We start from the raw sequence: 25,738 nt of genomic DNA, 5'->3' as shown, positions 1-25,738 counted from the left end.
TGACTGCCGCCAGCCCCGCGGCCACCCAAAAGCGGCGCTTAATGCTTTGCTAGGCCAACGCTTTTTGGCGGTCTATCTCCTCACTGCGCTCGGTAGTGCTGGTGTCCGGCGCCTGCTCAACTACGCCGTAGCCGGCCTGTACCACGGCTTCTTTGAGCGCGGCGGGGGTGGCCAGGTCGGGCAGGTACTCGATGGTCGCCTTTTCGGTGGCATAATTAACCACGGCACTTTGCACACCGGGCGTGCGGGCCAGCGACTTTTGTACGAAGGATGCGCGCGAGGCGTAGGTCATGCCTTCAATGTCGAGGGTGGTCGTTTCGGAAGAGAGTGACATAATTAATGGACGTAATTCAACTTTCAGGGAGCAAACAAGCCGGCTTTTCGCCAGCTAACCCAAGCAACCCAAAGGAACCTTCCCCGCCAACGGGAGTCGGTACAGAATCACAAACAATACATGCATAATTAGAATGCCCGGCCCCAGTGCGCAGCGCCTGCAAAATTCCGTTTGCAACGTGCATGATTGTGTTGGCCTTCCTGCCATAGCCGGCGGCGAAGGCCAGCCTGGCGGGTGTAAGAAAAGACGTGCCCCGAGAATGAGCATCCCGCAACTGGCTCCCAGTTCCAACCGCAAGCACCTGGCATGCGTAGCTTGCGCCCGGGCCGGGCACACCAACCTTTCCACCAAGCGGGCGCCACGCCTTGCCGTCCGCTTCTCAATTAGCCCCGCATGGATTTGCTTACGGTTTCAGGTATCAGCTTAACGGAACGGGAAACTGTGGTGCTGCAAAACGTGAGTTTTACCCAGCAGGCCGGCCAGAAGCTGGCGCTGGCCGGCGAGTCGGGCACCGGCAAAAGCACCTTGCTGCAAGTAATAGCCGGCCTCATTCAGCCCAGCGCCGGCGAGGTGCACGCCAACGGCAGCCGCGTGCGCGGCCCAGCCGAAATACTCGTGCCCGGTCACCCCGGCGTGGCCTACCTCACCCAAAATTCGGCCCTGCCGCATTCGTTGCGGGTTGAGCAGGTGCTGCGCTACGCCAACAAGCGGCCAGTGGCCGAAGCCCAAGCACTGTACGAACTGTGCCACATCAGCCACTTGTCCGAGCGCCGCACCGACCAGCTTTCCGGCGGTGAGCAGCAGCGGGTGGCCCTGGCGCGCCTGCTGCTGGGGTCGCCCCGGCTTTTGCTGCTCGACGAGCCGTTCTCCAACCTGGACCGGGTGCACAAACGCATCCTGCAGGGCATTATTGAGGAGCTGGGCCACCGCCTGGGCATTACCTGCCTGCTCGTATCGCACGACCCGGCCGACACCTTGTCGTGGGCCGATGAAATATTGGTGATGCGCCAAGGCCTGATTGTGCAGCAGGGCCCGCCCGCGCGGGTGTATCAACAACCCGTAGATGAATACACTGCGGCTTTGTTTGGCGATTATTCTATCGTGCGTGGAGCCGAACGTCAGATGCTAGCTCCGGTCAGCAAGCGCAAGGCGGCCGAAACGGTGCTGCTGGTTCGGCCCGAGCAATTTGTGCTCGGGCCAAAATCCCCCAACCACTTGATTGGTACCGTCAAGGCCAGCCGATTTTTTGGGAGCTACTTCGAGGTGGAGATTGCACTGCCCGTAAACACCATACGAGTCCGAACAGCCAGCCACGAATGGAAGCCCGGAAGCTTGGTGCCGGTTTCTGTAGCGCCTGGCTCAGCCTGGAACATGAAGCGCTGAGAAAATGCTGGGCTAAGCGGAAAAAGGGAGATTCGCGGATTGTTTATGTATGCTGGTATGAAAATCCTTATCTGATAATAGGAGGCCTGCTAACGCCGTATTTGAGGTTACAGAATGGGTGCGGGCTTAAGAAAAGGAGGTATAAGATTTTAGCTTATTGTGAATTTTATGTGATATAAAAAAGAAATAGTGTTTCTTTGGCGAGTTGTTCATCAATTTAATCTCATCCTTGTCCTATGATGGATGCTCCCCTGCCAACCCTCACATTCTTCCCGGTCACGTGCAGGGATGGTTCTTCCTTGCTGCGCGGTCGCACGCGCCGGGCCTTAACGGCCGAAGAGATAACCAAAACCTGCGAAGTGCTGCTCGCGGCAGCTTTGCGGCGGCGCTGCCGGTACTGGTTGCTCGACGGTAGAGTGAGCCCGCAGGAGCAGCCAGTGGAATTACACGAGTGGCTGGAGGAAGACTATTTCCCGCGGGTACGGGCACAGTTGGGGCAAACCCCGTGTATTGCGTTGCTTGTTGCGCCGTCCATGTGGCAGGGCTTACAACAACCAGGCTATGACCCGCTTGGGGCCTGGCCAGCCTGGGGCGCCCGGGTTGGCTGGTTCAAGGATGAAGAACCCGCCCTGGCTTGGCTCCGGCAGCAAGGAGCGCAGGAGAGCGGGCACAAGTCAGTGCTGACGCCGGGCACGGGCCACAAAAGTCGGGTCGAGCAATTGCAGTTTAACTTTTAGGGTGTTTTGCACCTCCTGCTTACTAGTCGCTACGGACACGCCGCGTAATGCCAGGGGCTGCCCACGCCAGCCTCACTGCCCGTTACACTAAAGCATACCGCATTACCTTGTTTAAAAGCAAGATTTCGCTGGCAATAAACTGACAATAAAGTAAAAAAGGCCCGCACACCGTGCGGGCCTTTTTTACTTTATTGTCAGTTTAGGATGAAGGCTGTTTGCTACGAGCAAACCGTGTTGCTTAGTACTGCCCAATCGAGAGCAATACCAGGGTGCAGGCTTCTTCGGTTTGGATGCCGCGCTCATGGGCCAGGCGCTCTAGTTCCGGATTCTCGGTGCCTGGATTGAATAAGATGCGCTTGGGTTTTAAGTCCAGAATATAATCGTACCAGACTGGCTGGTTGCGGGTGCCCACATAGAGCGTGATGGTATCAATGTCAGTAGCTTGGGGGCGGTCGGTGTGAATGTCCAGGCCCGCTACTTGCCCTTTGCGAAGGCCAACAGGCACGACTTCGTGGCCATAGTTTTTGAGCATGTTCGCTGCGCGGAACGAGTAGCGGTCCGGATTGTCGGAAGCGCCAAGAACGAGGGTCTTTTTCATTGTGTGAACTGTTAGTCTGTAGCTGATGACTTCTAAAGCTTCAGCTGATAGCCGTTAGTTAGTACCTATTATATGGAAGGGGATTCATTTATAATACGCATAAACAAAAGCCAACGGCTAACAGCTGTCAGCTAGGGTGTGAGGACAGTAGGCGAGAGGGTGGTTGTGTTGTCCCTTGAACGGTCTTGCTACGCTGCGCGCTGCATGACCGCCTTTTCCATCAAGTAGCTATCAGCTAATGTTTAACGGTCAAAGCATATGCCGCCTCCGCGCAGCGTTCGCCATCCATCGCCGCCGATACGATGCCGCCGGCGTAGCCCGCGCCTTCGCCACAAGGAAAAAGCCCCTGTATCACCGGGTGCTGCAGCGTGTCTTTGTCGCGGGGGATGCGCACGGGGGCCGAGGTCCGGCTTTCGACGCCCACAATCTGGGCGGCGTTGGTGGCGTAGCCGGGAATTTTGCGGCCGAAGTCGCGGAAGCCTTGGCGCAGGCGCTCGGCCAGCACGGGGCCTAGCACCTCGTCCATGCGGGTAGCTACCAAGCCAGGTTGGTAAGAGTTTTCGAGTAGCTCGGTTGAATGCTTGTTCTTTAAAAAATCGCCCAGCAGCTGAGCCGGGGCGCGCTGGGTGCCGCCCGCCGCCCGGCAGGCCAGCTGCTCTATTTCCTGCTGGAAGTGCAGACCGGCCAAGGGGCCATATTCCTTCACATTCATATCGGTCAGCTCCACGGCCGCCACAATGCCAGAGTTGGCAAAGCGAGAGTCGCGCCGACTCGGCGACATGCCGTTCACCACCACCTCGCCCGGCGCCGTAGCAGCCGGCACAATGAAGCCGCCTGGGCACATGCAAAACGAAAACACGCCGCGCTGCTCGCCGTGCACTTCCGTTTGGTGCACCAGCGCGTAGGATGCGGCCGGTAGCAAGCCGCGCTCGGCTCGGCGGTACTGAGCTTGGTCGATGAGTGCCTGCGGGTGCTCAACCCGAACGCCCAGCGCGAAGGGCTTGGCCTCGATAAGGACCCCGCGCCGGTGCAGCAGCTCGTAGATGTCGCGGGCCGAGTGGCCGGTGGCCAGAATGGTGGCCTCGGCTTCCAGCGCCTCGCCCTTGGCCGTCACTACGCCGCGCAGTCGGTCGCGCTCCAAAATCAGGTCGGTTACGCGTGTATCGAAGCGCACTTCCCCGCCGGCTTCGATGATGGCTTCGCGCAGGGCCTGCACCACGGCCGGGAGTTTGTTGGTGCCAATGTGCGGGTGGGCATCAACCAGAATGTCGGGGGTGGCACCGTGCTGCACTAGGCGGCGTAGCACGCGGCCCACGTCGCCACGCTTAGTAGCGCGGGTATAAAGCTTGCCGTCGGAATATGTACCCGCTCCGCCTTCGCCAAAGCAGTAATTAGAATCGGGGTTTACCACCTGCTCTTTGTTGATGGCGGCCAGGTCCCGGCGGCGGGCGCGCACATCCAAGCCCCGCTCTAGCACGATTGGTTTTAAACCAAGCTCTATGCAGCGGAGGGCAGCAAACAGCCCTGCTGGACCTGCCCCAACAACCAGTACCCGTGGAGAATTTTGTTTCACATTTGGATAAACGAACCAAGGCCCGAATAGGTCACTGGGCGGAGGCGAAGTATAGACGTCGGCCCGCAGTCTCACGAGCGGTTGACGGCCGCGGGCATCAATGGAACGACGGCGCAGGTGCACAAAATCAGCTTGCCCAGGCCTTATTCCGGCGTGCTGTAAGATGGCTTCGTAGCGTGATAATTCATCAAAAGCGACTTCTGGAGTTAATAATACCTCCAACTCTTGTTTTAACATTTGTGTAATATGAAAGGTGTCTATCCTTTAGTTTGAATGCCAGGCAGGCGCACTGAATTCACAAAGTTAAGCTCCTTGCCTTGGGCTTAGTTCCCCGGATAATCTCGCGAGCACTCGTGCTAAAGTGACAGTACATCGTAAGGCACTGACTGGGGTATACTGAGAGCTACAGGATGATTGGCCGGGTACCCCACTTGATTAAAAGCCTATTATTCGACCTCTTTCCATTCTATTTGCCGCATGATATCTCCTGCTTCTGCGTATCCCATTTCGCGTCTGCGCTCCATCATCAGCGGCTCCATCGGGAACTTGGTGGAATGGTACGACTGGTATGCCTACTCCGCATTTGCCTTGTACTTCGCGCCGGTCTTTTTTCCGCAGGGTAGCCCCACGGCTCAACTCTTGAATACAGCGGCCATTTTCGCCGTTGGCTTCCTGATGCGCCCCCTCGGGGCCTGGATGCTGGGGGCCTACGCCGACCGCCACGGGCGTAAGGCAGCGCTGCTGCTGTCGGTGCGCCTCATGGCGGGTGGTTCGCTGCTGATTGCGGCCACGCCGGGCTTTGCCCGCATTGGGGTGGCCGCGCCGGCACTGCTTTTAATAGCTCGCCTGATTCAGGGCATTAGCGTGGGTGGCGAGTACGGTACCTCGGCTACTTACCTCAGCGAGATGGCGGGGGCCCGGCACCGGGGTTTCTGGTCCAGCTTTCAGTACCTCACGCTCATGGGCGGACAACTGCTGGCCCTGGTGGTGCAGCTGGGCCTGCAACGGGTGCTCACGCCCGAAGAGCTGGGTGAGTGGGGGTGGCGGGTTCCCTTTGTGATTGGGGCGGTTGCTGCTATTGGGGCCCTGTATCTGCGCACGCACATGGGCGAAACCGCGGCTTTTGAGGAGCAGCAGCACGGCATGGCTGCTGCTCGGGCCGCGGGCTTCAAGCAGGCGCCCGCGCCTCCCGGCCAGATGCGCCGCCTCCTGCAGCACCCGCGAGCAGTACTGACGGTGGTGGGGCTTACGCTGGGGGGCACGCTCGCTTTTTACACCTTCACTACCTATGCTCAGAAGTTCCTGGTCAATACCTCGGGCTTTACCAAGGAAATGGCCACCCTGATATCCTTTGAGGTGATGGCCGTGGCACTGCTGTTCCAGCCTTTACTGGGCGCGCTCTCGGACCGGGTAGGCCGGCGGCCGGTGCTGCTGATGTTCGGCATCGGCGCCACCCTGGGCACTGTGCCGCTGCTGCGCCTGTTGGCCGCTACCCAGGATGCCTGGGTAGCGGCGGGTTTACTGGTGGCAGCACTGTTTGTGGTAAGCGGCTACACGTCCATCAGCGCCGTTGTAAAAGCCGAGCTGTTCCCCACCGAAATTCGTGCCCTTGGGGTGGGGTTGCCCTTTGCCCTCACCGTCGCTATATTCGGAGGCACAGCCGAGTACGTTGCCCTTTTTGCGAAGAATCAAGGCGTGGAGGAGTGGTTTTACTGGTACGTTACGGCCTGCGCGTTTCTGTCGCTGCTGGTGTATTGGCGCATGAGCGAAACCCAGAAAAACTCCCGCATGGCGCCAGAATAGGGGTCAATATGAGCTTGAATTGATTCTTTTCCACCATCGTACCGGTGTCGAGACGCCACACTTGGCGTCTCGTCGTCCGCGCCGTGTGAGTAGCATTTTACCCACCATTCAACAAAGTGATGCCAAGTGTGGCGTCTCGACACCATTCTGAAGTTTCTTGCGCTAGCTCAAACAAGTCCTTAATCTCACGTCCCGGAGCTGGGCCCTTGGTTGTCTTTGCCAAAGTTCAGGCCAGTGGTCAAACGGCCCAGGTCGACGTGCGACTTGGCCGTGTTCTCGTAGACTTCGGCAAGCATATCGAGTAGTGGCCGGCTAACTTCGGGCCCGTTGCGGGCAATGGTTCCGGTGAGCACACTGTAGTAGAAGGCCGCAATGGCGTCGGCGTCCCACATGTTGCTGATGTTGGTGTGGAGCGTACGCACGTGCTCGAGGGAAGAATTAATGAATTTTTGGTCGGCTTCGGTCATAGCTTGGTGCACGATAAAAGAGAAGGAGGCAGGCTTCCAATACGGAAACCTGCCTCCTTCGTGTTGGCTAATGTGCGCATTTCTGGAAACTTTATTGGATTTTAGGCCTTCACGCCCTCGTCCAGCACCTGTTCAACCCAGCCTTTGCCCCAGTCTTCGAGCTCCTGCGCACTCCAGAGCTGCGGGTAAAAAATGCGCCGCTGAAACTTGGGCGGCAGGTAGCTGCGCCAGTTGGTGCCGCCGGTAGCCGGTACGTCGGTGGGGTTGCGCTGCAGGTAGCGCACCGCCGACTTGAAGTGCATAAGTGGCCAGTTGACGTTCACGCTGATGTCGAGCTGGCGCATGGCGCGCAGCAGGCGGGGGTGGCTGCGGTCTTCCTCGGGCAGGCGCTGCACCACGGCCCACACGTTGCGGTTGCGGTAGGCCTCGGCGTGGCGCACGAGGTCGACCGTGTACTTGCGCTCAAACTCGATTAGGGTCAGGGCTTTGGCGCCGCTTTCCTCAATGGTGGCGCCGGCTTTCCAGTAGATGCAGCCCAGCATCTGGTCGTAGTCGTGGGCAGAAGCTTCGCCCAGGGCCTGGCGTTTGGCTTTGTCGGTCAGGTTTTCGAGGCTGGTGCTGGCGATTTCTATCATGCGGTATTGCACCGACTGGAAGCCTGAGGCGGGCATCAGCGCCATGCGAAAGTCCAGAAACTGCTGCTTGTCCATGCCGTCCACCATCACATCAAACGAGTCGATGAGGTTGTCGAAGTAACGGTTGATGCGGCCCAGGCGCATTACTACTTCGCCCAGGGTGGGCTGGGCGAGGTCGCCAATCTGCTCGTATTCACAGAGACAGAGCTTAAAATACAGCTCTGAAATCTGGTGGTACATGATGAAGATGCGCTCGTCGGGCAGGTTGGTGAGCGGGCGCTGGAGGGAAAGGAGGGTATCGAGCTCGATGTAGTCCCAGTAGTTAATGTATTTGGCGTGGTACAGGCCTTCGAGGTAGGCGGCCAGGTCCTGGCCGTCGGGGGCGTATCGTTCCTGAAGCCGTCGGAGCTGGGTGAGTACGGCCGGAGAAAATTCGTCCAGGGCGGGAGGGGTGGACATGAAAGACAGGGGTGAGGTGGGAGGGAACGGCCTGGGTGGGGCCGCGGCAAATATCGCCAAATTCTTGACGTTGCACTTCCACTTCAAGCGGCTGCTCAAACAATATGCAACCCATCAAGTTTAGCAACATCTTTGTTTGAATCCAGCGGTCCGGCGGCCATTTCCTCCATTTTTGTGGCCCCGGTTTAAGTCGTTCACTTTGCGCGCTCAAGCGCTTGGTATGGCTCAAATGCGCTACTTTTAGGCTTCTAACTACTAGCACGGCGCAAGCCTATGGCCGAGAAATCCAGCATTTTCGATATGATTGGCCCCGTGATGATTGGCCCCAGCTCGTCGCACACCGCCGGTGTGGTCCGCATTGCCCGGGCCGCCATCCGCATTCTGGGGGCTGTGCCCACCGAGGCGGTGGTCACGTTCTACAATTCGTTTGCCCGCACCTACGAAGGCCACGGTTCGGACCGCGCCATTGTGGCCGGCCTGCTGGGCTACGCAGCCGATGACACCCGCATCCGCACGGCATTCGACCACGCCGCCGAGGCGGGCTTGAAGTACACGTTTCAGAGCGTGGGCAATGCCTCCACCATGCACCCCAACACCATCAAGCTCAACCTACTCGACGCCCATACCGGGCACCGCGTGGAGGTGATTGGGCAGAGCCGGGGCGGCGGCGTTATCCGGATTGTGGAGGTCGACGGCTTTCCGTCCGACTTTTCGGGCGCGCTGCACACCCTCGTCATCGATGCCCACGACGTGCCCGGCTCCATCGCCTTTATTGCTTCGGTGATTGCCCATGACGAGTGCAACATTGCCACCATGTTTGTGAGTCGTAAGGGTCGCAACGACGCGGCCCGGCAGTTTATTGAGATGGACAGCCCCGTTAAAGAGATTACCCTCAATTACCTGCGCCAGCTAAACTGGGTGCAACGCATTACCCACATTCCTACCCTCGAATAGCTGGGCCGCGCCACCCGGCCATCTCCTCCTCACGCTCCCTGCCTCTACACATACACGAACTTTTCTGCAAAATGAAACAATGGAAAACTACTACTGCGCTTAGGCCGCGGCCGGTGGCCCTGGCCGGGCTCGTTGGCACCCTGCTCACGCTGGCCCCCGTCCCGCCAGCCCGGGCCCAAGACGTACCCCCGTCAACACTGGGCCAGCAGCAGCCCGCCACCGGCCCCTGGACGCTGCAGCGGGCCGTGGATTACGCCCTGAAGAACAACCTCACCGTTCGCCAAAGCGAGCTAACGGCGCAGCAGCAGGAAGCCACGCAGCGCCTCAACCGCGCTGCGCTGCTGCCCACTGCGGGCCTCAACGGCACTCAGGGGTTCAACTTCGGCACTAACCGCGACCCGTTTACCAACCAGTTCCAGCAGCTGAACGTGCGCACCAACAACTTCACCGCCAGCGCGCAAGTGACGTTGTTCTCAGGTTTTCAGCTGCGCAACGCCGTGCGGCAGGGCCAGCTCGACGCCCAGGCCACCCGCGTCGATATCGACAAAGCCCGCAACGACTTGTCACTCAATGTGGCTTCGTCTTATCTGCAGCTGCTGCTCTCCGAAGAGCTGATTCGGGCGTCGGAGGCCCGCATGAGCACCGTGCGCGAGCAGGTGTCGCGCAGTGAAAAGCTGCTGAAAGCCGGGGCCGTGGCCGAGGGCAATGTGCTCGACAGCCGGGCGCAGCTAGCCGGCGAGGAGCGCACTCTGGTTACGGCCCAAAACCAGCGCGACCTGGCCCAACTGACCCTGGTGCAGCTTCTCAACCTGGACCCCGCCACCGCCTCTCAGTTCCGGGTGGAGGTTCCGGCCCTGCCCGACCCCACGGCTTTCTCAACAACGGCCACCGATGACCTAGACCCCAATGCCACCTTTGAGTTGGCCCGCCAGAACCTGCCCGAAATCAAGGCTGCTGAGTTGCGCGTGGAGAGTGCCCGCCGGGGCATCGACATTGCCCGCGGCGCCTACTATCCCCGCCTGTCGTTAGCCGGAGGCGTCCAGACAGGTTTTTCGTCGGTGCGCACCCAGCAAATCCGGACCTCGACCGGGCTCAACCAAGTCGACGTTTTGCAGAGGGACCCTTCCTCGCCCACAGGGTTCTCGCCCTCGCCCTTCGTCATTCTTACCCCTGCCACCAGTTTCGAGAGCCTGCCCTACAAGTTCTTCGACCAGCTGGCCGACAACCGTGGTGAGTTCGTGCAACTCAGCATGAATATTCCCATCCTGAACGGCTTGCAGACGCGCGTTGGTGTGCAGCGAGCCCAGGTTAATATTCAACAAGCCGAGCTGCGGTCGGAGCAGACCCGCTTGCAGCTGCGCCAAACTATTCAGCAAAGCTATGCCGACGCCCTGGCGGCCCAGCGGCGCTTCGCTGCCAGCTCCCGCCAGGTAGAAGCGCTTAACCTAGCCTTCCGCAACGCGGAAATTCGCTTCAACAACGGCCTGCTCAACGGCACCGATTTTAACATTGCCCGCAACAACCTCACGGCAGCCGAGTCGGATATGATTCAGGCGAAGTATGAGTTTTTCTTCCGGCGCAAAGTGCTGGACTTCTACCAGGGCAAGCCACTGGCGTTGTAAGCTACAAGCTGTCGGCCCCGGGCTGCATGCTCTTGGCTTTTGCCGAACCCTCTCTTTTTACTTCTTCAACAACTTGCAGCCTGTAGCCTACAGGCTGCAGCTTACTTATGAAAAATAACCGTTTACTGTACATTCTGGGCGGCTTGGTGCTGGTGCTGCTGGTGGGCTATACCGTGGCCAAAAAACAAGGTTGGATAGGGAAACCCCCAGGAGTAGAAGTGTTGGTGGCCAAAGCCGGCCCGGCTAACATTGTGGAGAAAGTGAGCGCCTCGGGCAAGCTACAGCCCGAAACCGAAGTAAAAATCTCGCCCGACGTTTCCGGCGAAATCATTGAGCTGTATGTGGAAGAGGGCGACTCGGTGCGCAAAGGCCAGCTCCTGCTACGCATTCGGCCCGACAACTACCAGGCCCAGGTGGCCATGCAAAGTGCCCAGGTGGGCACCCAGCGCGCCAACGTGGGCCAGGCCCAGGCCCGCTTGCAGCAGCTGCTGGCCAGCGCCAAGCAAACCGAGCTGACCTACCGCCGCAATGCCTCGCTCTACAAGCAAAAGGTGATTTCGCAGGCCGATTACGAAGCCAGCCAGGCCGCCTACAATGCCTCGCAGGAAGAAATAAACAGTGCCCGCCAGCAAATACGGGCTTCGCAAAGCACCGTGAGCGCCGCCAATGCCTCACTGGTGGAGGCCCGCCGCAACCTCGACAAAACCACCATCTACGCTCCCGTAAGCGGCACGGTAAGCAAGCTCAACGTGAAGAAAGGCGAACGAGTGGTGGGCACCACCCAAATGGCGGGCACCGAAATCATGCGTATTGCCAACCTTAACAACATGGAGGTGCGGGTGAACGTGAACGAGAACGACGTGAACAACGTGAGCATCGGTGATTCGGTGGAGGTAGACGTGGACGCCTACAGCAGTCGGGCCGAAAAATTCAGAGGCGTAGTGACCAACATTGCCAACACCGCCAAAGACGCCCTGACCGCCGAAGCCGTTACCGAATTTGAAGTGCGCATCCGCCTGCTGCCGGATAGCTACCGCCACTTGCAGCGCGTGGTAGCCGGCAAAACCATTGTGCCTTTCCGCCCGGGCATGACGGCTTCGGTCGACATTATTACCGAGCGCAAAGCCGGCGCGCTAAGTGTGCCGCTCGCTGCCGTCACCACCCGCTCCGACTCCGCTTCTCTGAAAAGCGATAGCAAAGACGGCCCGCGCGTGGGCTCCAACCGGGGCAATGGCACCGCCACGGCTGTGACCGCAGGAGCCCCCAAGCCACAGATTCAGGAAGTTGTATTTGTAATCAAGGATGGCAAAGCCGTGCTAACGCCAGTGAAAACCGGCATCAGCGACTTCCAGAACATTGAGATTGTGAGCGGGGTGCCCGCCGGAGCGCAGGTGGTTAGCGGACCCTTCCGCGCGGTAGCTAAAACGCTGAAAGACGGCTCCCTCGTGGATATCAAAGATGCCAAGAGCCTGAACAAGGAAGCGCTGAAGGAAGAGCCGGAAGAAGGCAAGTAAAAATTGAATGCTGAAGCATAGAAAAATCCCCTCTTTCTCTAAAGGGGGGATTTTTTATTGACACATGTGGGAGACGGGTTCAGCCGGCGCGCCACCCTGGCTGCTGCCCTGAGCCACCTGAACTACTGCACACACCGGCGACTCCAAACCCCTGGTGTCGCTGTTGTGCCAGCACCGCCATGCCTTGGCGCGGCCCAACTAAAACTGCCCCGCCGAAAAAGTGGAGAGGGTTTTCCCGTTCTTGCAGCGGATTACTCACCAGCTTTGCTCTCTTGGAAAAAATAGCTATGCTCGGCGGCGGCTCCTGGGCCACTGCGCTCACCAAAATTCTCAGTGAAAACGGGGCCCGCGTCGACTGGTGGCTGCGCTCGAAAGATGACGTGCAGCACCTGCTGCGCACCCGCCACAACCCCCGCTACCTTTCGGCCGTGCAGTTCGACCTGCACCGCGTGTTCCCCAGCACCGACCTGGAGGATGCCGTTGAGGAAGCCGATTGGCTGGTGCTGGCCGTCCCGGCTGCCTTTGTGCAGCCCGTGCTCGACAAGCTGGACCGCGACGCGCTCAAGCACAAGCGCGTCATCTCGGCCATCAAGGGCATGATACCGGGCAAAAACCAACTGGTGACGGACTACGTGGCCGACCGGTTTAAGCTGGGCCGCCACCAGCTGGGCGTCATTGCCGGGCCGTGCCATGCCGAAGAAGTGGCCCTGGAAAAGCAGAGCTACCTTACCATCGGCTCGCCCGATGCGGAGTTGGCGCTGGAGTTTTGTGGGCTGCTGCGCAACCGCTACGTGCGCGCCCACCCCGCTGCCGACCTCGACGGGATTGAGTACTGCGCCGTGATGAAAAACATCATTGCCCTCACCGGCGGCGTGGCCCACGGCGTGGGCTACGGCGACAATTTCCTGGCGGTGCTGGTGAGCAACGCCGTACAGGAGATACGCCGATTTCTGCAGGCCATCAACCCCCAGCCGCGCGACCTTTCGGCCTCGGCTTACCTCGGCGACCTGCTCGTGACAGCCTACTCGCAGTTCTCCCGCAACCGCACCTTTGGCAGCATGGTGGGGCGGGGCTACTCAGTGAAATCGGCGCAGCTGGAGATGAACATGGTGGCCGAGGGCTACTACGCCGTGAAAAGCATTTTTGAGCTCAACAAGAAGCTAAAGGTGCACATGCCCATCACCACGGCTGCCTATCGGGTGCTCTATGAAAAGGTGTCGCCCGTGGTGGAAATGGAGCTTTTGAAAGACCAACTGCGCTAAGGTCTCATGAAAGTTGTTGGCTTCACCTTCGTTCGCAACGCCATCACCTACGATTACCCGGTGGTGGAAAGCATTCGGTCGTTGCTGCCGCTGTGCGATGAGGTGGTAGTGGCCGTGGGCAAGTCCGACGACGATACCATGTCCTTAATAAGCAGCATCGGCTCGCCTAAAATCCGCATTGTCGAAACCGTGTGGGACGACACCCTGCGCGAGGGAGGGCGCGTGCTGGCTGTGGAAACCGACAAGGCCCTGGCCGCCGTACCCGCCGATGCCGATTGGGCCATCTATTTGCAGGCCGACGAGGTGCTCCACGAAGACGACTATCCGGCCCTGCGAGCCGACATGGAGCGCTGGCTCCACGACCCCGCCATAGACGGTTTGCTGCTAAACTACCGGCATTTCTACGCTTCCTTTGACTACGTTGGCGATTCTAAGCGCTGGTACCGCCGCGAAATCCGAGTTGTGCGGACCGGCATCGGGGTATATTCTTACCGCGATGCGCAGGGGTTTCGCAAGGCCAATAAGCAGAAACTGCGGGTGAAGCTGGTAGCCGCCACCGTGCACCACTACGGCTGGGTGAAGCCCCCGGCAGCTATGCAGCGCAAGCAGCAGACCTTTAACAAGCTGTGGCATTCCGACGAGTGGGTGGCCGAGCATGTGGCCGCGGCCGAGGAGTTCGATTATAGCCAGATTGATTCGCTGGTGCAATTCCAGGGCAAGCACCCAGCCGTGATGGAGGCCCGTATCCGTGCTCAGAACTGGACGTATTCGCACGATATGTCCCGTAACCGCTACGGCTTCAAGGAGCAGATAAAGCATGCCATTGAGAAGCTGACTGGCTATCGGCTCGGCGAGTACCGGAATTATAAGCTTGTTTAACTCATGGCGTCTTCTTACTGCACGGTGGGAGGTGCTTAGTGTAAACAATTAAACCCAAGCTCATGAATTGGCTGCCGCTTGCCCTGCTCACGGCCCTGTGCCTGGCATTCTATAACTTCTTTATTAAGCTGGCCTCAAATCATGTGTCGCCGGCCGTGGGAGCCGTTGTGCTGCAACTGGTAGCGGCGGCGCTGGGGGCAGTGTGGCTATTGCGGCTGAAGCTGCAAGGTCAGCCCCTCGCCGTCACCAGCAAAGGCCTAACGCTCGCCATGCTGGCGGGCTTGGGCGTGGGACTGGCGGAGATTTTGACTTTTGTGGTTTTCCAGCGCGGGGTCAATTCATCAGTGGGCACGCCGGTGATAGTGGGCGGCTCGGTGATGCTCACGGCCGTGCTGGGCTTGGTGGTGCTGCGGGAGATGCTCACAGTGCCACAGGCCGGGGGGCTGCTGCTGATTGTGGCCGGCATTGCGCTGTTGGCGCGAGGACATTAATCCAATTGTACCGTCCCTAAAAGTCGGTTTTATAAGACAAGTCCAGACTGCCCTAGTCTGCTAAGTGGAAATAGGGGGGCAACCCATTGACATCGGCTTGTGGTGCGGGCGTGGGTACACGGTAAATATCCACTTCCTGATTGTGGAAGGCGGGCGGCTGGGTAAACACCGGCTGGAAATAGCCGCGTAGGTTCGGAAAAGCCACCACGTAGGAATAGGGTTTGCCGGGCAGGGGCCGGCCATCAAACTGCCAGGGCTGGCCGGCACGCTCGGAAAGGAAATACATGCCCAAAAAGATGTAGTGCGTTGGCTCGGGTACCAATACCGGGCCGATGGGTTGGGTTGCCAGCCAAGCAAAAGCCGCGTGGTAATGGGCATTGTTCTGGCTGGGCCGGCGGTTGTCGCGCCACAGGCTGGTAAACTGGTAAGTGCACCACAAAAGGAATGTTAGCCCAAGGGCTGGGCGCAACCAGCGTTGCCCTTGCATGACACGCGACTGTAGCAACCATTCTACCACCAGTGCTAGCAGCACAAACAAGAAAAAAGCCTTGTAGAGCAGCGTGCGCCCGGGAGGAAACACCCGTTGCGAAACCACCATGGCGTACGGGAACAGCATAAACCAAAGGGTCGCCGGCACTAGTTGTTGCCAGGGAGCGGCAAGCGCCGGCGGCAGTTGCCCTGTCCGCCCACGACGCCATAGCCAGGCCACTCCCGCCAACGTTGCTACCGTTAGCAAACTGCCTACCTTCATCTGACCAGCCAAAAATCCCTCAGTCTGCCATAAGAAAACGGGTAGGCCCTTCAGAAACTGCGCTATGGGGTGAGAGGCCACAAAGCCGTTGGAAAACAGCATGGCCGGGCCCGATATAAACAGCAAGGGAGTATGGAGAAGCAGCGTGCCCATCACCACGGCCGCGCCAGCTGCCGCCAGCCGGCATACTCTCCCAATCTGGCGCCACCAGTGGAGCCCCAGCCATGTAAAGGCAGAGCCCAGCACCAAAGCAAAAGTGGGAACGGTGTAAGCTCCCAGCACTCCCCCGATAACCAGGCCCGTCCAGGCCAGGCGCGGAAATGCAGTGCCAGCCTGCAGGGCTAGCACGCAGAAAAACACAATCATTGCCAACCCGGTCAGCAACCAATAGCCCCGTCCAACGGCGGCGTGGTAAATGCTGAGCTGCGCCAGACTAAAAAGGGTAACTGCTATGATAGCTGGCCGAAACCCAACGTGGTGCCGCAGCAGCCCCACAAACATTAGTGCTGTGGCGACCGTGGCGGCCAGCACGACGGGCAGCCGCATGGTCCACCAAAAACCGGGGTGGAGTTGGTAAAAAAGCCAACTCAGCGTGTTTGAGAACACATGGTTGTTTGGGATGGGATAGTAGGAGCTGACGGCGATAAGCCCTTTGCTCACAAACAGGGTGTAGGATGCTGCGTCGTCGTACTCAGCGTTCACATCCGGAGAGCTGAGTATCAAACGCAGCAACGTGAGCGCGGCGAGTGCGCCGCCCGCCCAGCGCCGTTGGCCTTGCGTTAGCAAGGACCAAGGCGTCCAGAAGCGGGGAGCCGCGCGCAGCTCTCGGCCCCAGGTCAAAAGCTCGGCTCGCCCGCGTTGGCCCAGGGCGAGGACTCCGAAAATGACCGTCATCAAGGCAGCTCCCGCTAGTAGCAGCTGCTTGGCAGTAGCGTATTCAGCTGGCGAGAACAGGCGCGTCCGCCACTTGTAGAATGGGAAAATAGCGTCAAGCTGACTGGCTTCGGCCCAGGGCGCACTGTTTAGCACCAAGGCCGCATAGCCGGCACACAGGGCCAGCAGTCCCGTACTCAGGAGCCCCATAAATCGATACGCAATGCCTGGGTGAGCAGGGGAAGTGGCAGTAAGCATAATTTATAGCCAAGTGCAGACTAATCGTGAAAAATAAAAAGGGCAGCGCACAAGACTCAAATCAGCACGCTGAAGCTCAATGTGGGCTAGCCGCAGCCGCTCCTAATTGCGTTGGGGAGTGTCGAGCTTATAAATCTGAATTAGCGCGTCCTGATAAGCTAAATGATAAGGGAGGGCAGCGGCCCACGAAGGGAGGATAAGCGTGCCCTGCGGCACCAGCAGATAACGGTAGCGGCCTCCGGGCTCGCTCTTGAATCGGAGTGGTAGCGGGTTGCCATCAGTCAAGCCAAAGTGATGAAACATCAGGCTATGGTAAGAGCCGCCCAGTAGAATGGGGCCGCGGGGCTGAGTTTGAAGCCACTGATATGCGTGCGACACCAGGGCATTTTGCTCACGGCTGCGGCGTAAGGTGCTCCAGCTCCCTGCAAGCTCAGTTACGCGCCAAGCTACCAGCGCCAGCAATAAGGCCAAAGGGACCTTACCCGGCCAATGCCTGGGCCATTTTGTAGCCAAATGGTGGGCTCCGAGAGCTGCCAGCACGAACAGGAAATAGGTCGTGTACATTAATGTTCGGCCCGGGAAAAACATACGCTGTGCTATAGTCAGCACCAAGGGGGTTACCACCATTAGCCAGGCTCCCCAGGCCAGCCACTGCCCACGGGTTTGACTGTGCTGCCGCACCAACACCAGCGGCGTAAGCACTAGCACAGCTGCGCTGCAAACCAGCCCTGGCCGGACGGGGCCCAGCAGCATGGCTGCTGTTTCGTAGAGGTGCGCCCGACTGAGGGCCCAAAATGAGGCGAAGGAATGGGAGGCTAGGTAGCGGTTAGTAAGCAGCCGCTCCCAGCCCGATACGGTGCCAACTGGCATGTAAAGAACCCCGGCGGTAACCATGATGATGGCACCAGCACCCAACATGTGTGCATAATATCCGGCCCGAGCCTGCGCTGGAAGCTGCAGGCTCGCTGCTAATAGCAATACCGCCAGCGCCACCAGTGGTGCTGCATAAGTTGGAATGGTATACAGCCCTATGATGCTGCTAAGCACGAAAACAGCCCAGCCCAGTCGCTGAAAGTTCGGCTTGGTAACTGTTCCTACCGCAGCGAAAAATGCCAGTTCTATGCACACCATCTGCATAAAGTACCCACGCCCGGATGCAGCATACAGCACGGTGAGTGGAGTAAGGCCGAAAAGGGCCGTGACCACCGTAGCCACCCGGAAGTTAAGAAACCAGGTTAGCAGGCCATAGCTTATCGCTGTGCCCACAGTGGCCACCAGCAACGACGGCAGTCGCACGATGAGCAGCACGTGATTTGGCAAGGCTTGCGCCGCAATCCAGCAAAGAAAGTTATAGAAAACGTGGTTGTTGGGAATGGGGTAGAAGCTGGTAACGGCCGCAGCGCCCTGGTGTACAAAGGCGTCGTAGGACGTTATTTCGTCCGGACTCATCGGGTCGAGAAACAACCAGCACAGCCGCGCCAGTAAGATGGCCAGCAGCAACCCTCCCGACACCACGACTTCGGTTCTAGAAAGTTGATGTGCCGTGCCTCGTAATGCTCCTAAGGCTTGGCGTGCTTCCTGCCCCAAGCCCTTGAATTCACTCCTGTAGGCTGGCTGCAATATCAGCAGCGCAGAGCTGATTAAACTGCCCGCCAGCAGAATGCCGAGGCCAGTTCGGAAAGCTGCGTAACGACTCGGCGTCAGGGCGAGTTGCAGGTAGCTGGGCCCATCGGGCACGTACTCATGGTAAGGAACGGCACCCAGCCTTGCCAAGTCCTCGTAAGAAGAAAACCAGAAAATGCCTGCTAGATAAACAGTAGCCCCCAGCAAACACAGCGAGCCGAGGAGCAAGAGAAAGCGCATAAGTGCAGTGATGCAATAGGGCTTGGCTACTTGCTGGACGGTGAGACTGGCAACGCCCCCAGCTTAGACAGCTCCTCCCACACCCGGTGCGTGGGCAGGCCCATCACCGTGAAGTAGGAGCCTTCGAGCCGCGCAATTCCCACCATGCCCAGCCAGTCCTGCGCCCCGTAGGAGCCGGCTTTATCGAAGGGCTGGGCCGTGGCAATGTAGTGGGCAATCTCGGTGGGGCTGAGCGGCCGGAAGTGCACCGTGGTTTGGTCCGAGAACACCACCTCGCGGCCATCTCCGCAGCGCAGGCACACACCCGTGAACACGTCGTGGGCGCGGCCTTGCAGGCGGGTGAGCATGGCGGTAGCTTCGGCTACGTCAGCGGGTTTGTTCAGCACGTCGTCGTCCAGGCACACAATGGTGTCGGCGGTTAGTACTACCTCGTCGTGCGCCAGGTCATCGGCGTAGGCCGCGGCTTTGTGGGCGGCGAGGTACTCGGCTACTTCCGCCCGGCGCAGGTGTTCGGGAAAGGTTTCGTCGACCTCCCGCAGCCGTACCTCATAGGGCAGGCCCAGGGCGGTAAGAAGCTCGCGGCGGCGGGGGGAATTGGAGGCTAAAACAATTTTCACGAAAGAGGGGCTTGAAAATGCTCGGCAAAAAGATTGCCGGCTTCCTCGTCGGCAATGCTGCTGAACAGAAAGCCGCCGATGGTTTTGGGGTAGAAGAAGGTTGATTTAGGAGGCATTACGGCCCCGGAGTGACACACGGCTTCTACTTCCGTCATGCTCACCTCGTTCACAATAAAAGCGGCGCGGGCCTCGCCCCGGTCTACGCGCTGCAGGCATTCGGCGAAGTTGCGCACGTAGGCTACCCCCGGCCAGGCCCGCTGCGCATCCGGACCCACAATTCCCAGGGCTTTTTCTATTACAAAAAAGTGAAGCACTGTTAAGTCCAAAGCCTTTACTTCGGTGGTGGTGTCCCAGTCGAGCAAAGCGTGGGCTTCCGGCCGCAGGCGGATTTTGTAAGCTTGCCCACCGAGGTACACGCCAAAGGCCCACGGCTTGCCTGCAATAATCTCGGGTAGGTCGTTGACATCCTCCTTGGGCAGCACCGTGAAGTACGGCTCGAGCCGGGCCAGCAGTTCGGCGTCGCTGAGGTTGCCGGGCATCTCCAGTAGCAGTCGGTGCGTCGCCAAAATGCGCAGGTCGTCGGCGGCCGAGTTGGTGAGGTACATGAGATGGTAGTTCCAGGGCTCCTGCCCGGTGGCAGCCGGTGCCGCTGCGCTGCGGGCGTGGCGGTAGGAGAGGGAGCCTTCGTACCGGTGGTGACCGTCGGCCAGAATTATCTGCCTCGCTCCGATGATGGCCTGAAACCGTTGAATAATTGCCGCATCCTGAATCACGGCCAGTACATCGCGGGCGCCCTGGTAGTCTTCTTCGGTTTCGAGCAGCGGCGAGCGCATGGCCTCGTCCAGGTACCGCTCCAGCTCAAAATCCTCGTCGCGGTACAAGCCGTGGGTGGCGCTGGTCTGGAATTGGGTGCGGGCCAGCAGATCGGCCCGGTCGTTCACGGAGGCCGGCAGGGTATTTTCGTGTCGCAGCACCACTTCCTCAGCCCAGTCGTAGGCCTTGATGTGGCACATAAAGCCTTTCCGGCAATACTCGCGGGTACTGCCCGGCAGCCGGAAATACTGGTAATAGGCGTAGATGCCGGGCAACTCGTCCTGCCGCAGTACTCCTTCGGCCTGCCATTGCCGAAGCCGCTCCAGCGCCGTTGCCGCCGGGTCGTCGGCGCGCGGCACCGACAGGTGAATTGAATTCAGCGGATTGCGGTAGAGGGTCTCGCGCTGTTTGGCGGATACCACATCAAACAGCGGCGATACATATGAGTCAATATTGGCGCTCAGCGCAGGGCTGTAACGCCAGCCGCGCAATGGTTGAATTTCAGCCACTCAGAAAGGTTGAATAGTTAGTATTTTGTGGGAGCGAGGGCGAACATTAAGGTAAGAAACAGGTATGGCTGTTCTCTCATTACTCATGATAGGCCTTGCTCACGGGGCCAAGCGGCTGCGGTGCCACGTGGTTCCATTCAGTTCATACACAATGCGGTCGTGCAGGCGGCTGGGACGTCCCTGCCAAAACTCCATTCGATGCGGCCGCAAAATGAAGCCGCCCCAGTGGGCCGGGCGCGGGAGCGGGTCCTGGGCGCCAAACTCGGTGGCCATGGCCGCTTCGCGGGCCACCAGCTCTTCGCGGCTGCCAATTATCTGACTTTGCGGCGAGGCCCAGGCTCCGAGCTGGCTGCTGCGAGGGCGGCTCTGGAAATATTCGGTAGACATTTCTTCCGGCGCCTTCTCTACCTGGCCCTCTACCCGCACCTGACGCTCAAGCCCGGGCCAGAAAAAGTTAATGGCTGCCAGGGGCTGCGCAGTCAGTTCCCGGCCTTTGCGCGATTCGTAATTCGTATAGAACAGGAAGCCAATATCATCTGGCAGCCCTTTCAGCAGCACCACGCGCGAGGAGGGCTGGCCCGTGTCAGAAACCGTGCTCAGGGTGAATGCCGTCGGCTCGTCGAGTTTAGCGGCCAGGGCTTCTTCCAGCCACTGCCGAAACTGATGCATGGCATCGGGCAATACGTCGGCTTCGGCAAGGGTGCGCTGTGCGTAGGTTTTGCGCAGGTCGGCAAGTTGCGGGTCAATCATGGGTGATTTTTCATTATCGGCTCGTGGCGGCAAATGACCATTTTGCTGATATATTTAAGAAGCCGAGGCGGGCTGGGCACTGCGTTTGAGCAAGGCCAGCCCACCAAAAGTTTGGTAGCAACAGCTTTACTCCAACCACCCATTTGCTTGCCTGTTTTGGTAAGCCAAAAGGGAATTTTGGCGCAAGGTACTAACATCTGAAAGCCAGTTCATCTTCAAGCTTTATTCCTCGCCCCTGCCTTTGCAATTGCCGTATACCACTCCATACACCATAGGCATTCACTGTTAAGAAAACGATATGCGTCCAGGTACTCTGCTTATCTCTCAGCCTTTTCTTGGCGACCCCAATTTCGAGCGCAGCGTTATTCTTCTCTGCCGCGATGAACCTGAAGAAGGCTCTTTCGGTCTGGTCCTCAACCGGCTCACCTCGCTCACGCTGGGCGATGTACTCGATTTGCCTCCCCAAGTCAGTGCCGCTGCTAATGACTTGCCCATTTATGTAGGCGGACCCGTCGAGCCTGATACCCTGCATTACTTACACCGCCGCGCCGACCTGCCCGGGGCTACCGATTTGGGGCATGATGTATACTGGGGTGGCAATTTTGAGCTGCTTCTGGGCCTGATTGGCAGCGGGGCCGTAGGCAGCGAGGAAGTTCGTTTATTCGCGGGTTATTCCGGGTGGTCGGCGGGCCAACTGGCGGGCGAAATGCAGGGGCAGAGTTGGATACGGCACCCCTCAAGCGCCGGGAAAGTGTTTACTTTGGCATCAGATGCCTTCTGGCGGGAAATTTTGCGGGAGAAAGGTGGGCGTTTCAAGGTGCTGGCCAATTATCCGGTAGACCCCCGACTGAACTGATACGGCCCGCGGGTCTTTTTTTGTTATATTCCAATTCTTTTTTGCTCTCTCCTCTGGCTCCCTTAGTCGGGCTGGCTTTTACGAAGATTTATGGCTGCTGAAGAAAACCCCACCGCCCCCCTAGCTGGCGGCGCCGACCCGTCTGCTGAGGACCGGATGACCATCCTGCAACGGCGCCTTGCCGAAATTCAAGGCAATGCTGCGCCAGATGCGTCTGCTACCACTGCTCCAATGGCTGCCGAAGGCCAGGTTGAAACACCTGCCCAAGGCACCCCCGAGCTTCCTGCCACCGAACCTGCCGGTGCCGGTACGGCTGAGCCCAGCGCTGAGTCCACCATAGCCGCGTCAGAAATCGTTCTGACCCCCGCTGAAGGGACACCCGAAGCGGATGCTGCAGCCGAAACGGCTCAGCACGTTTCCAATCCTGCCTCGGTAGAAGGTCACTTGGTGTCGGCCCCGCAAGCTCGTGCGCTGGCGCATTACGGCGACCAAGGTGCCGACCAAGGCGAGGAAGTGCCCACGCCCAATCCGGAAGCGATGCCTGCCGATGAACACATTGCCACTTCCAATCCTACGCCCATTCCTGACCCTGAAGCCCTTTTGGCTCCGCCTGTGGACGGCACTTCGGTGGAAGACCAAGGCCCCGAGCTGCCCGTCGTGCCTCTGCACAATGCCGACGAGCTGGACGCAGCTTCCGCGCCAGTGGCCATGCTGCCCACTTCCGAAGAAACGCCCCTAAACGCTACCCCAGCCACTGAAAGTGACGTGGTGTTGACGGAGGACACAGCGCAGGAAGGGGAGACCTCCGCGCCCGAATTGGCCATGCCCGACTTTACGGCCTTGGACCTTCCAGCCCAAGCCACCTACCTGGTGAGCCTGTTGCGCGGCCCCGAGGCACGCAGCAACCGCAAGCAAATTCAGGACCTGATCCGTCAGTACGAAGCCAACGTAGGCCTGGCCCGCAGTGCCGCCCGTCAAAAATTTGCCGAAGGCGGCGAAGGGGCTGAAGCCTTTGCATTCCAGCAACCCGAGGGCCAGCAGGAGTTGAATAAAGCAATTCAGGAGTTCCGCGAAAGCCGGGCCAAGGATGCCAAGGCCGAAGATGCCAGCCGTGGCGACAACCTTGTCAAGAAAAAAGAGTTGCTCGATCAGCTCCGTGCCATTGTAGAGGCGGCCGAAACCAAAGACAGCTCGGCCAAGCTGAAAGCCTTACAGGCCGAATGGAAAGCCACCGGTGCCGTACCCCAGGCCGACAGCCAGGCCATTTGGGATACTTACCACGGCTTGCTGGATATTTATTACAGCAAGCAGGGCCGGTTTCTGGAGATGAAGGACCTGGACCGTCGCCGCAACCTAGAGGCCAAAGAGGCCCTCATCAAGCGCGCCGAGGCCCTAGCCCAGGCTCCGGGCATCAACAAAGCCCTTGATGAGCTCACCAAGTTGCACGAGGACTGGAAGCACATTGGGCCCGTGCCCAACGACCAGCGCGAGCCCCTGTGGCAGCGTTTCATCGCGGCTTCCGATGTATTGCACCAGCGCCGCAAAGAGTTTGTAGACCAGCGTTCGACCCAGGAGAAGGCAAATCTGGTGGTTAAGCAGGCCCTGCTCGAGCGGGTACTGCCCTTCGCTACTTTCGATTCGGACCGTGTGAACCTGTGGCGCTCCAAGACCGACGAGCTACAGGAAATCAAAGCCGAATGGGAAGCAGCCGGGTTGGTGCCCCGCGCCCAAGCAGATGCCCTCAACAAGCAGTATTGGGCTGCCTACAAGGCTTTTTTCAACCGCAAGAATGAGTTCTTCAAGTCGCTCGACAACGAGAAATCGGCCAACGTAAAAGCAAAGATTGCCCTCATTGAACAGGCCGAGGAAGCCGCCAACAACCCCGACGGCGATGCCGCACGGCAGGTGGTAATCCGGGTGCAGAAAGAGTGGAAAGACGTAGGTCGTGTGCCCGACAAGCTGGCTGATAAGCTCTGGCATCGCTTTCGTGCCGCGTGCGACGCTGTATTTGAGCGTCCCAAGCACGAAGCTCGCCAGCGCGAAGAAAAGGTGCAGCAGTCCTCGACTGAGCAGGTGGCGCACCTCGACCGCATCGCTGAGCAAGTCAATGCTCTTACTCCCGAAAACCCCGGTACGCTTGAAGGTTTCCGTGAATTGTTGGCTGGCTGGGTTGCGGAATTCGACGCTACCGACGGGGAGCCCGGCCGGGGCACCTCCGACCGCAGCGAAGAGCAGTTGCTGGCTCACTTAGGCAAGTACCTCGACCACGTGCCTGGTCTCGGCTATGCAGACCGTGCCGAGCTGTTGTTCCAAGTGGAAGTGGGTCGTCTCAAAGCCCGTCCGCAGGCCCAGCAGCAGCTTTCCCGCAAGGAGATGGCCTTGCGCAAGGAAATCAACGAGCTCGAAAACGACCACTCGACCTTGCAAACCAACCTAGCATTCTTCGCCCGCTCCAAAAATGCAGCCCAGCTGCGTCAGGAGTACGAAGGCCGCATCGCCGAAGGCCAGAAGCGCATCGAAACGTTGAAAAAACAGTTGAAAATGATTCGCAGCTAGGCATCATCATTTTCAGTGGCTTACCACATGTATCAAGGCCCGGCACTACGCGTGTCGGGCCTTTTTGTGAAAAAGAATGCTGTTGAAGCTGGCATAAATGGTTCGTCTGTGTACTTTTGTGCCACCTCAACGCCTCCTTAGCTCAGCTGGTAGAGCAACTGACTTGTAATCAGTAGGTCGCTGGTTCGATCCCGGCAGGAGGCTCTTTAGGAACCACAGACCCCAAAAGTCGCAGTGCCGTTAGCGGTGGCGAATTTTGGGGTCTGTTTTGTTATAGTGATTGCTTACCCGCCCGCCAAGGGCTTTCGTTATGAATAAAGTTCGCCTTGGTGCCCTGCCACCAGTGCTGTCGGTGCTGCTGGCCTCGCTGAGCGTGCAGGCCGGAGCCGCCATGGCCAAAGGCTTATTTCCGGCGGTGGGGCCCACCGGGGCAGCCAGCTTACGGATTGGTTTGTCGGCGGTGATGCTATTGTTGGCGTTCCGACCCAAATTTGCCTCGATGACTGGTGCTCAATGGAGGGCTGTGGTGCCGTACGGCATTACTTTGGGCACCATGAATGTGCTGTTTTACCTGGCCTTGGCGCGCGTTCCGTTGGGACTATGTGTTACGCTGGAGTTTGTGGGGCCCCTGCTATTGGCTGTGAGCAGCTCCCGGCGCGTTCTGGATTTTCTATGGGTGATGCTGGCCGCCGGTGGCATCGTACTCATCGCCCCGTGGGACGGGCAGGGGCTCGACCTGCTGGGGGCTTTGTTGGCCCTGCTGGCCGGGGCTTGTTGGGCTGGGTACATTGTGCTGGGCGGCCGGGTGTCGCAGGTGCTACCGGGGAGTGGAGCCGTGGCGAGCGGGATGGTTTTCGCCAGCCTCACGGTCCTACCATTTGGTTTAATTGGTGGTGGGCTCACTCAACTTACCCCGGGCTTATTTATGTCGGGGCTGTTGCTGGCACTGCTATCAAGTGCGATTCCATTTAGTTTGGAAATGAATGCGCTGCGCAAGTTGCCTGGGCGCACCTTCAGCATTCTCATGAGTTTAGGGCCAGTGCTGGCGGCATTGTGCGGGCTGTTGTTTTTGCGGGAGCACCTGTCGCCTACGCAATGGCTGGCGGTAGCATTGGTGGTGGCTGCAAGCGTCGGCGCCACCCTGAATGCGAAGAAACTGGTGCCGGCCGTAGAGGGCTGAA

The 25,738-nt window shown here is 59.1% G+C and carries 22 protein-coding genes and 1 tRNA gene; 13 read left to right on the top strand and 10 right to left on the bottom strand.

What is annotated here, in order from left to right; genetic code table 11:
• Positions 1–49: 49 nt before the first annotated feature.
• Positions 50–334 carry a cation transporter gene (locus tag ACP7AJ_RS05685; RefSeq protein WP_426059226.1) on the bottom strand — a complete coding sequence of 95 codons (285 nt, stop codon included), beginning with the start codon at positions 332–334 and terminating at the stop codon, positions 50–52.
• Between the two features lie 393 nt (positions 335–727).
• Between ACP7AJ_RS05685 and ACP7AJ_RS05680 the strand changes: the two genes are divergently transcribed.
• A complete protein-coding gene (locus ACP7AJ_RS05680) occupies positions 728–1,717 on the top strand; it encodes an ABC transporter ATP-binding protein (RefSeq protein ID WP_426059225.1) in 990 nt (329 codons plus the stop codon).
• 236 nt (positions 1,718–1,953) lie between these two features.
• Complete coding sequence (locus ACP7AJ_RS05675; protein ID WP_426059224.1) at positions 1,954–2,454, top strand: hypothetical protein; 501 nt, start codon at positions 1,954–1,956, stop codon at positions 2,452–2,454.
• A 238-nt stretch (positions 2,455–2,692) separates the two neighbouring features.
• On the opposite strand, the gene ACP7AJ_RS05670 is transcribed toward ACP7AJ_RS05675, so the two are convergent.
• Both ACP7AJ_RS05670 and ACP7AJ_RS05665 read right to left on the bottom strand, forming a co-directional pair.
• The gene (locus ACP7AJ_RS05670; RefSeq protein ID WP_426059223.1) at positions 2,693–3,052 is read right to left on the bottom strand and encodes a CoA-binding protein; all 360 of its coding nucleotides are present in this window, start codon (positions 3,050–3,052) and stop codon (positions 2,693–2,695) included.
• 235 nt (positions 3,053–3,287) lie between these two features.
• Complete coding sequence (locus tag ACP7AJ_RS05665) at positions 3,288–4,862, bottom strand: NAD(P)/FAD-dependent oxidoreductase (RefSeq protein ID WP_426059222.1); 1,575 nt, start codon at positions 4,860–4,862, stop codon at positions 3,288–3,290.
• A gap of 240 nt (positions 4,863–5,102) precedes the next feature.
• Here ACP7AJ_RS05665 and ACP7AJ_RS05660 point away from each other — a divergent pair, with 240 nt between their 5' ends.
• Complete coding sequence (locus ACP7AJ_RS05660; RefSeq protein WP_426059221.1) at positions 5,103–6,428, top strand: MFS transporter; 1,326 nt, start codon at positions 5,103–5,105, stop codon at positions 6,426–6,428.
• A 185-nt stretch (positions 6,429–6,613) separates the two neighbouring features.
• Here ACP7AJ_RS05660 and ACP7AJ_RS05655 read toward each other — a convergent pair whose 3' ends face one another.
• Both ACP7AJ_RS05655 and ACP7AJ_RS05650 read right to left on the bottom strand, forming a co-directional pair.
• Positions 6,614–6,895, bottom strand: coding sequence for a hypothetical protein (locus ACP7AJ_RS05655; protein ID WP_426059220.1), 282 nt, complete (start codon positions 6,893–6,895; stop codon positions 6,614–6,616).
• A 101-nt stretch (positions 6,896–6,996) separates the two neighbouring features.
• Positions 6,997–7,989 (bottom strand): tryptophan 2,3-dioxygenase family protein, encoded by a 993-nt coding sequence (locus ACP7AJ_RS05650; protein WP_426059219.1) that lies wholly within the window; start codon positions 7,987–7,989, stop codon positions 6,997–6,999.
• Between the two features lie 273 nt (positions 7,990–8,262).
• On the opposite strand from ACP7AJ_RS05650, the gene sdaAB reads away from it, so the two are divergent.
• The 6 genes from sdaAB (at position 8,263) to ACP7AJ_RS05620 (ending at position 14,711) form a co-directional block, all read left to right on the top strand.
• Positions 8,263–8,943, top strand: coding sequence for an L-serine ammonia-lyase, iron-sulfur-dependent subunit beta (gene sdaAB / locus ACP7AJ_RS05645; protein ID WP_426059218.1), 681 nt, complete (start codon positions 8,263–8,265; stop codon positions 8,941–8,943).
• 71 nt (positions 8,944–9,014) lie between these two features.
• Positions 9,015–10,565 carry a TolC family protein gene (locus tag ACP7AJ_RS05640; protein WP_426059217.1) on the top strand — a complete coding sequence of 517 codons (1,551 nt, stop codon included), beginning with the start codon at positions 9,015–9,017 and terminating at the stop codon, positions 10,563–10,565.
• Between the two features lie 107 nt (positions 10,566–10,672).
• Entirely contained in the window at positions 10,673–12,079 is a 1,407-nt protein-coding gene (locus ACP7AJ_RS05635; protein ID WP_426059216.1) for an efflux RND transporter periplasmic adaptor subunit, read from the top strand.
• A gap of 272 nt (positions 12,080–12,351) precedes the next feature.
• A complete protein-coding gene (locus tag ACP7AJ_RS05630; RefSeq protein ID WP_426059215.1) occupies positions 12,352–13,341 on the top strand; it encodes an NAD(P)H-dependent glycerol-3-phosphate dehydrogenase in 990 nt (329 codons plus the stop codon).
• 6 nt (positions 13,342–13,347) lie between these two features.
• Positions 13,348–14,220 (top strand): glycosyltransferase family 2 protein, encoded by an 873-nt coding sequence (locus ACP7AJ_RS05625; protein ID WP_426059214.1) that lies wholly within the window; start codon positions 13,348–13,350, stop codon positions 14,218–14,220.
• A 62-nt stretch (positions 14,221–14,282) separates the two neighbouring features.
• Complete coding sequence (locus ACP7AJ_RS05620; protein WP_426059213.1) at positions 14,283–14,711, top strand: EamA family transporter; 429 nt, start codon at positions 14,283–14,285, stop codon at positions 14,709–14,711.
• Positions 14,712–14,763: 52 nt separating this feature from the next.
• On the opposite strand, the gene ACP7AJ_RS05615 is transcribed toward ACP7AJ_RS05620, so the two are convergent.
• The 5 genes from ACP7AJ_RS05615 to pdxH all read right to left on the bottom strand — a co-directional run bounded on the left by ACP7AJ_RS05615 (position 14,764) and on the right by pdxH (position 21,145).
• Positions 14,764–16,593, bottom strand: a complete 1,830-nt coding sequence (locus ACP7AJ_RS05615) for a hypothetical protein (RefSeq protein WP_426059212.1) — start codon at positions 16,591–16,593, stop codon at positions 14,764–14,766.
• Between the two features lie 102 nt (positions 16,594–16,695).
• Positions 16,696–18,456, bottom strand: coding sequence for a hypothetical protein (locus ACP7AJ_RS05610; RefSeq protein ID WP_426059211.1), 1,761 nt, complete (start codon positions 18,454–18,456; stop codon positions 16,696–16,698).
• 26 nt (positions 18,457–18,482) lie between these two features.
• Positions 18,483–19,073, bottom strand: a complete 591-nt coding sequence (locus ACP7AJ_RS05605; protein WP_426059210.1) for a Maf family protein — start codon at positions 19,071–19,073, stop codon at positions 18,483–18,485.
• The gene (locus ACP7AJ_RS05600) at positions 19,070–20,395 is read right to left on the bottom strand and encodes a DUF1015 domain-containing protein (RefSeq protein WP_426059209.1); all 1,326 of its coding nucleotides are present in this window, start codon (positions 20,393–20,395) and stop codon (positions 19,070–19,072) included. The genes ACP7AJ_RS05605 and ACP7AJ_RS05600 overlap by 4 nt, the downstream gene beginning before the upstream one ends.
• 99 nt (positions 20,396–20,494) lie before the next feature.
• Positions 20,495–21,145 (bottom strand): pyridoxamine 5'-phosphate oxidase, encoded by a 651-nt coding sequence (gene pdxH / locus ACP7AJ_RS05595; protein ID WP_426059208.1) that lies wholly within the window; start codon positions 21,143–21,145, stop codon positions 20,495–20,497.
• 298 nt (positions 21,146–21,443) lie between these two features.
• Here pdxH and ACP7AJ_RS05590 point away from each other — a divergent pair, with 298 nt between their 5' ends.
• The 4 genes from ACP7AJ_RS05590 (at position 21,444) to ACP7AJ_RS05575 (ending at position 25,737) form a co-directional block, all read left to right on the top strand.
• Positions 21,444–22,001, top strand: coding sequence for a YqgE/AlgH family protein (locus ACP7AJ_RS05590; RefSeq protein WP_426059207.1), 558 nt, complete (start codon positions 21,444–21,446; stop codon positions 21,999–22,001).
• 90 nt (positions 22,002–22,091) lie between these two features.
• A complete protein-coding gene (locus ACP7AJ_RS05585; RefSeq protein ID WP_426059206.1) occupies positions 22,092–24,557 on the top strand; it encodes a DUF349 domain-containing protein in 2,466 nt (821 codons plus the stop codon).
• A gap of 131 nt (positions 24,558–24,688) precedes the next feature.
• Positions 24,689–24,761, top strand: a tRNA-Thr gene (locus tag ACP7AJ_RS05580).
• Positions 24,762–24,867: 106 nt separating this feature from the next.
• On the top strand, positions 24,868–25,737 hold the full coding sequence (locus tag ACP7AJ_RS05575; protein ID WP_426059205.1) for an EamA family transporter: 870 nt from the start codon (positions 24,868–24,870) through the stop codon (positions 25,735–25,737).
• Position 25,738 lies beyond the last annotated feature (1 nt).

The organism is Hymenobacter sp. B1770 (assembly GCF_049896385.1).
In the GTDB taxonomy this organism is placed as follows: domain Bacteria; phylum Bacteroidota; class Bacteroidia; order Cytophagales; family Hymenobacteraceae; genus Hymenobacter.
This window is presented reverse-complemented; position numbering and strand designations above follow the sequence as displayed.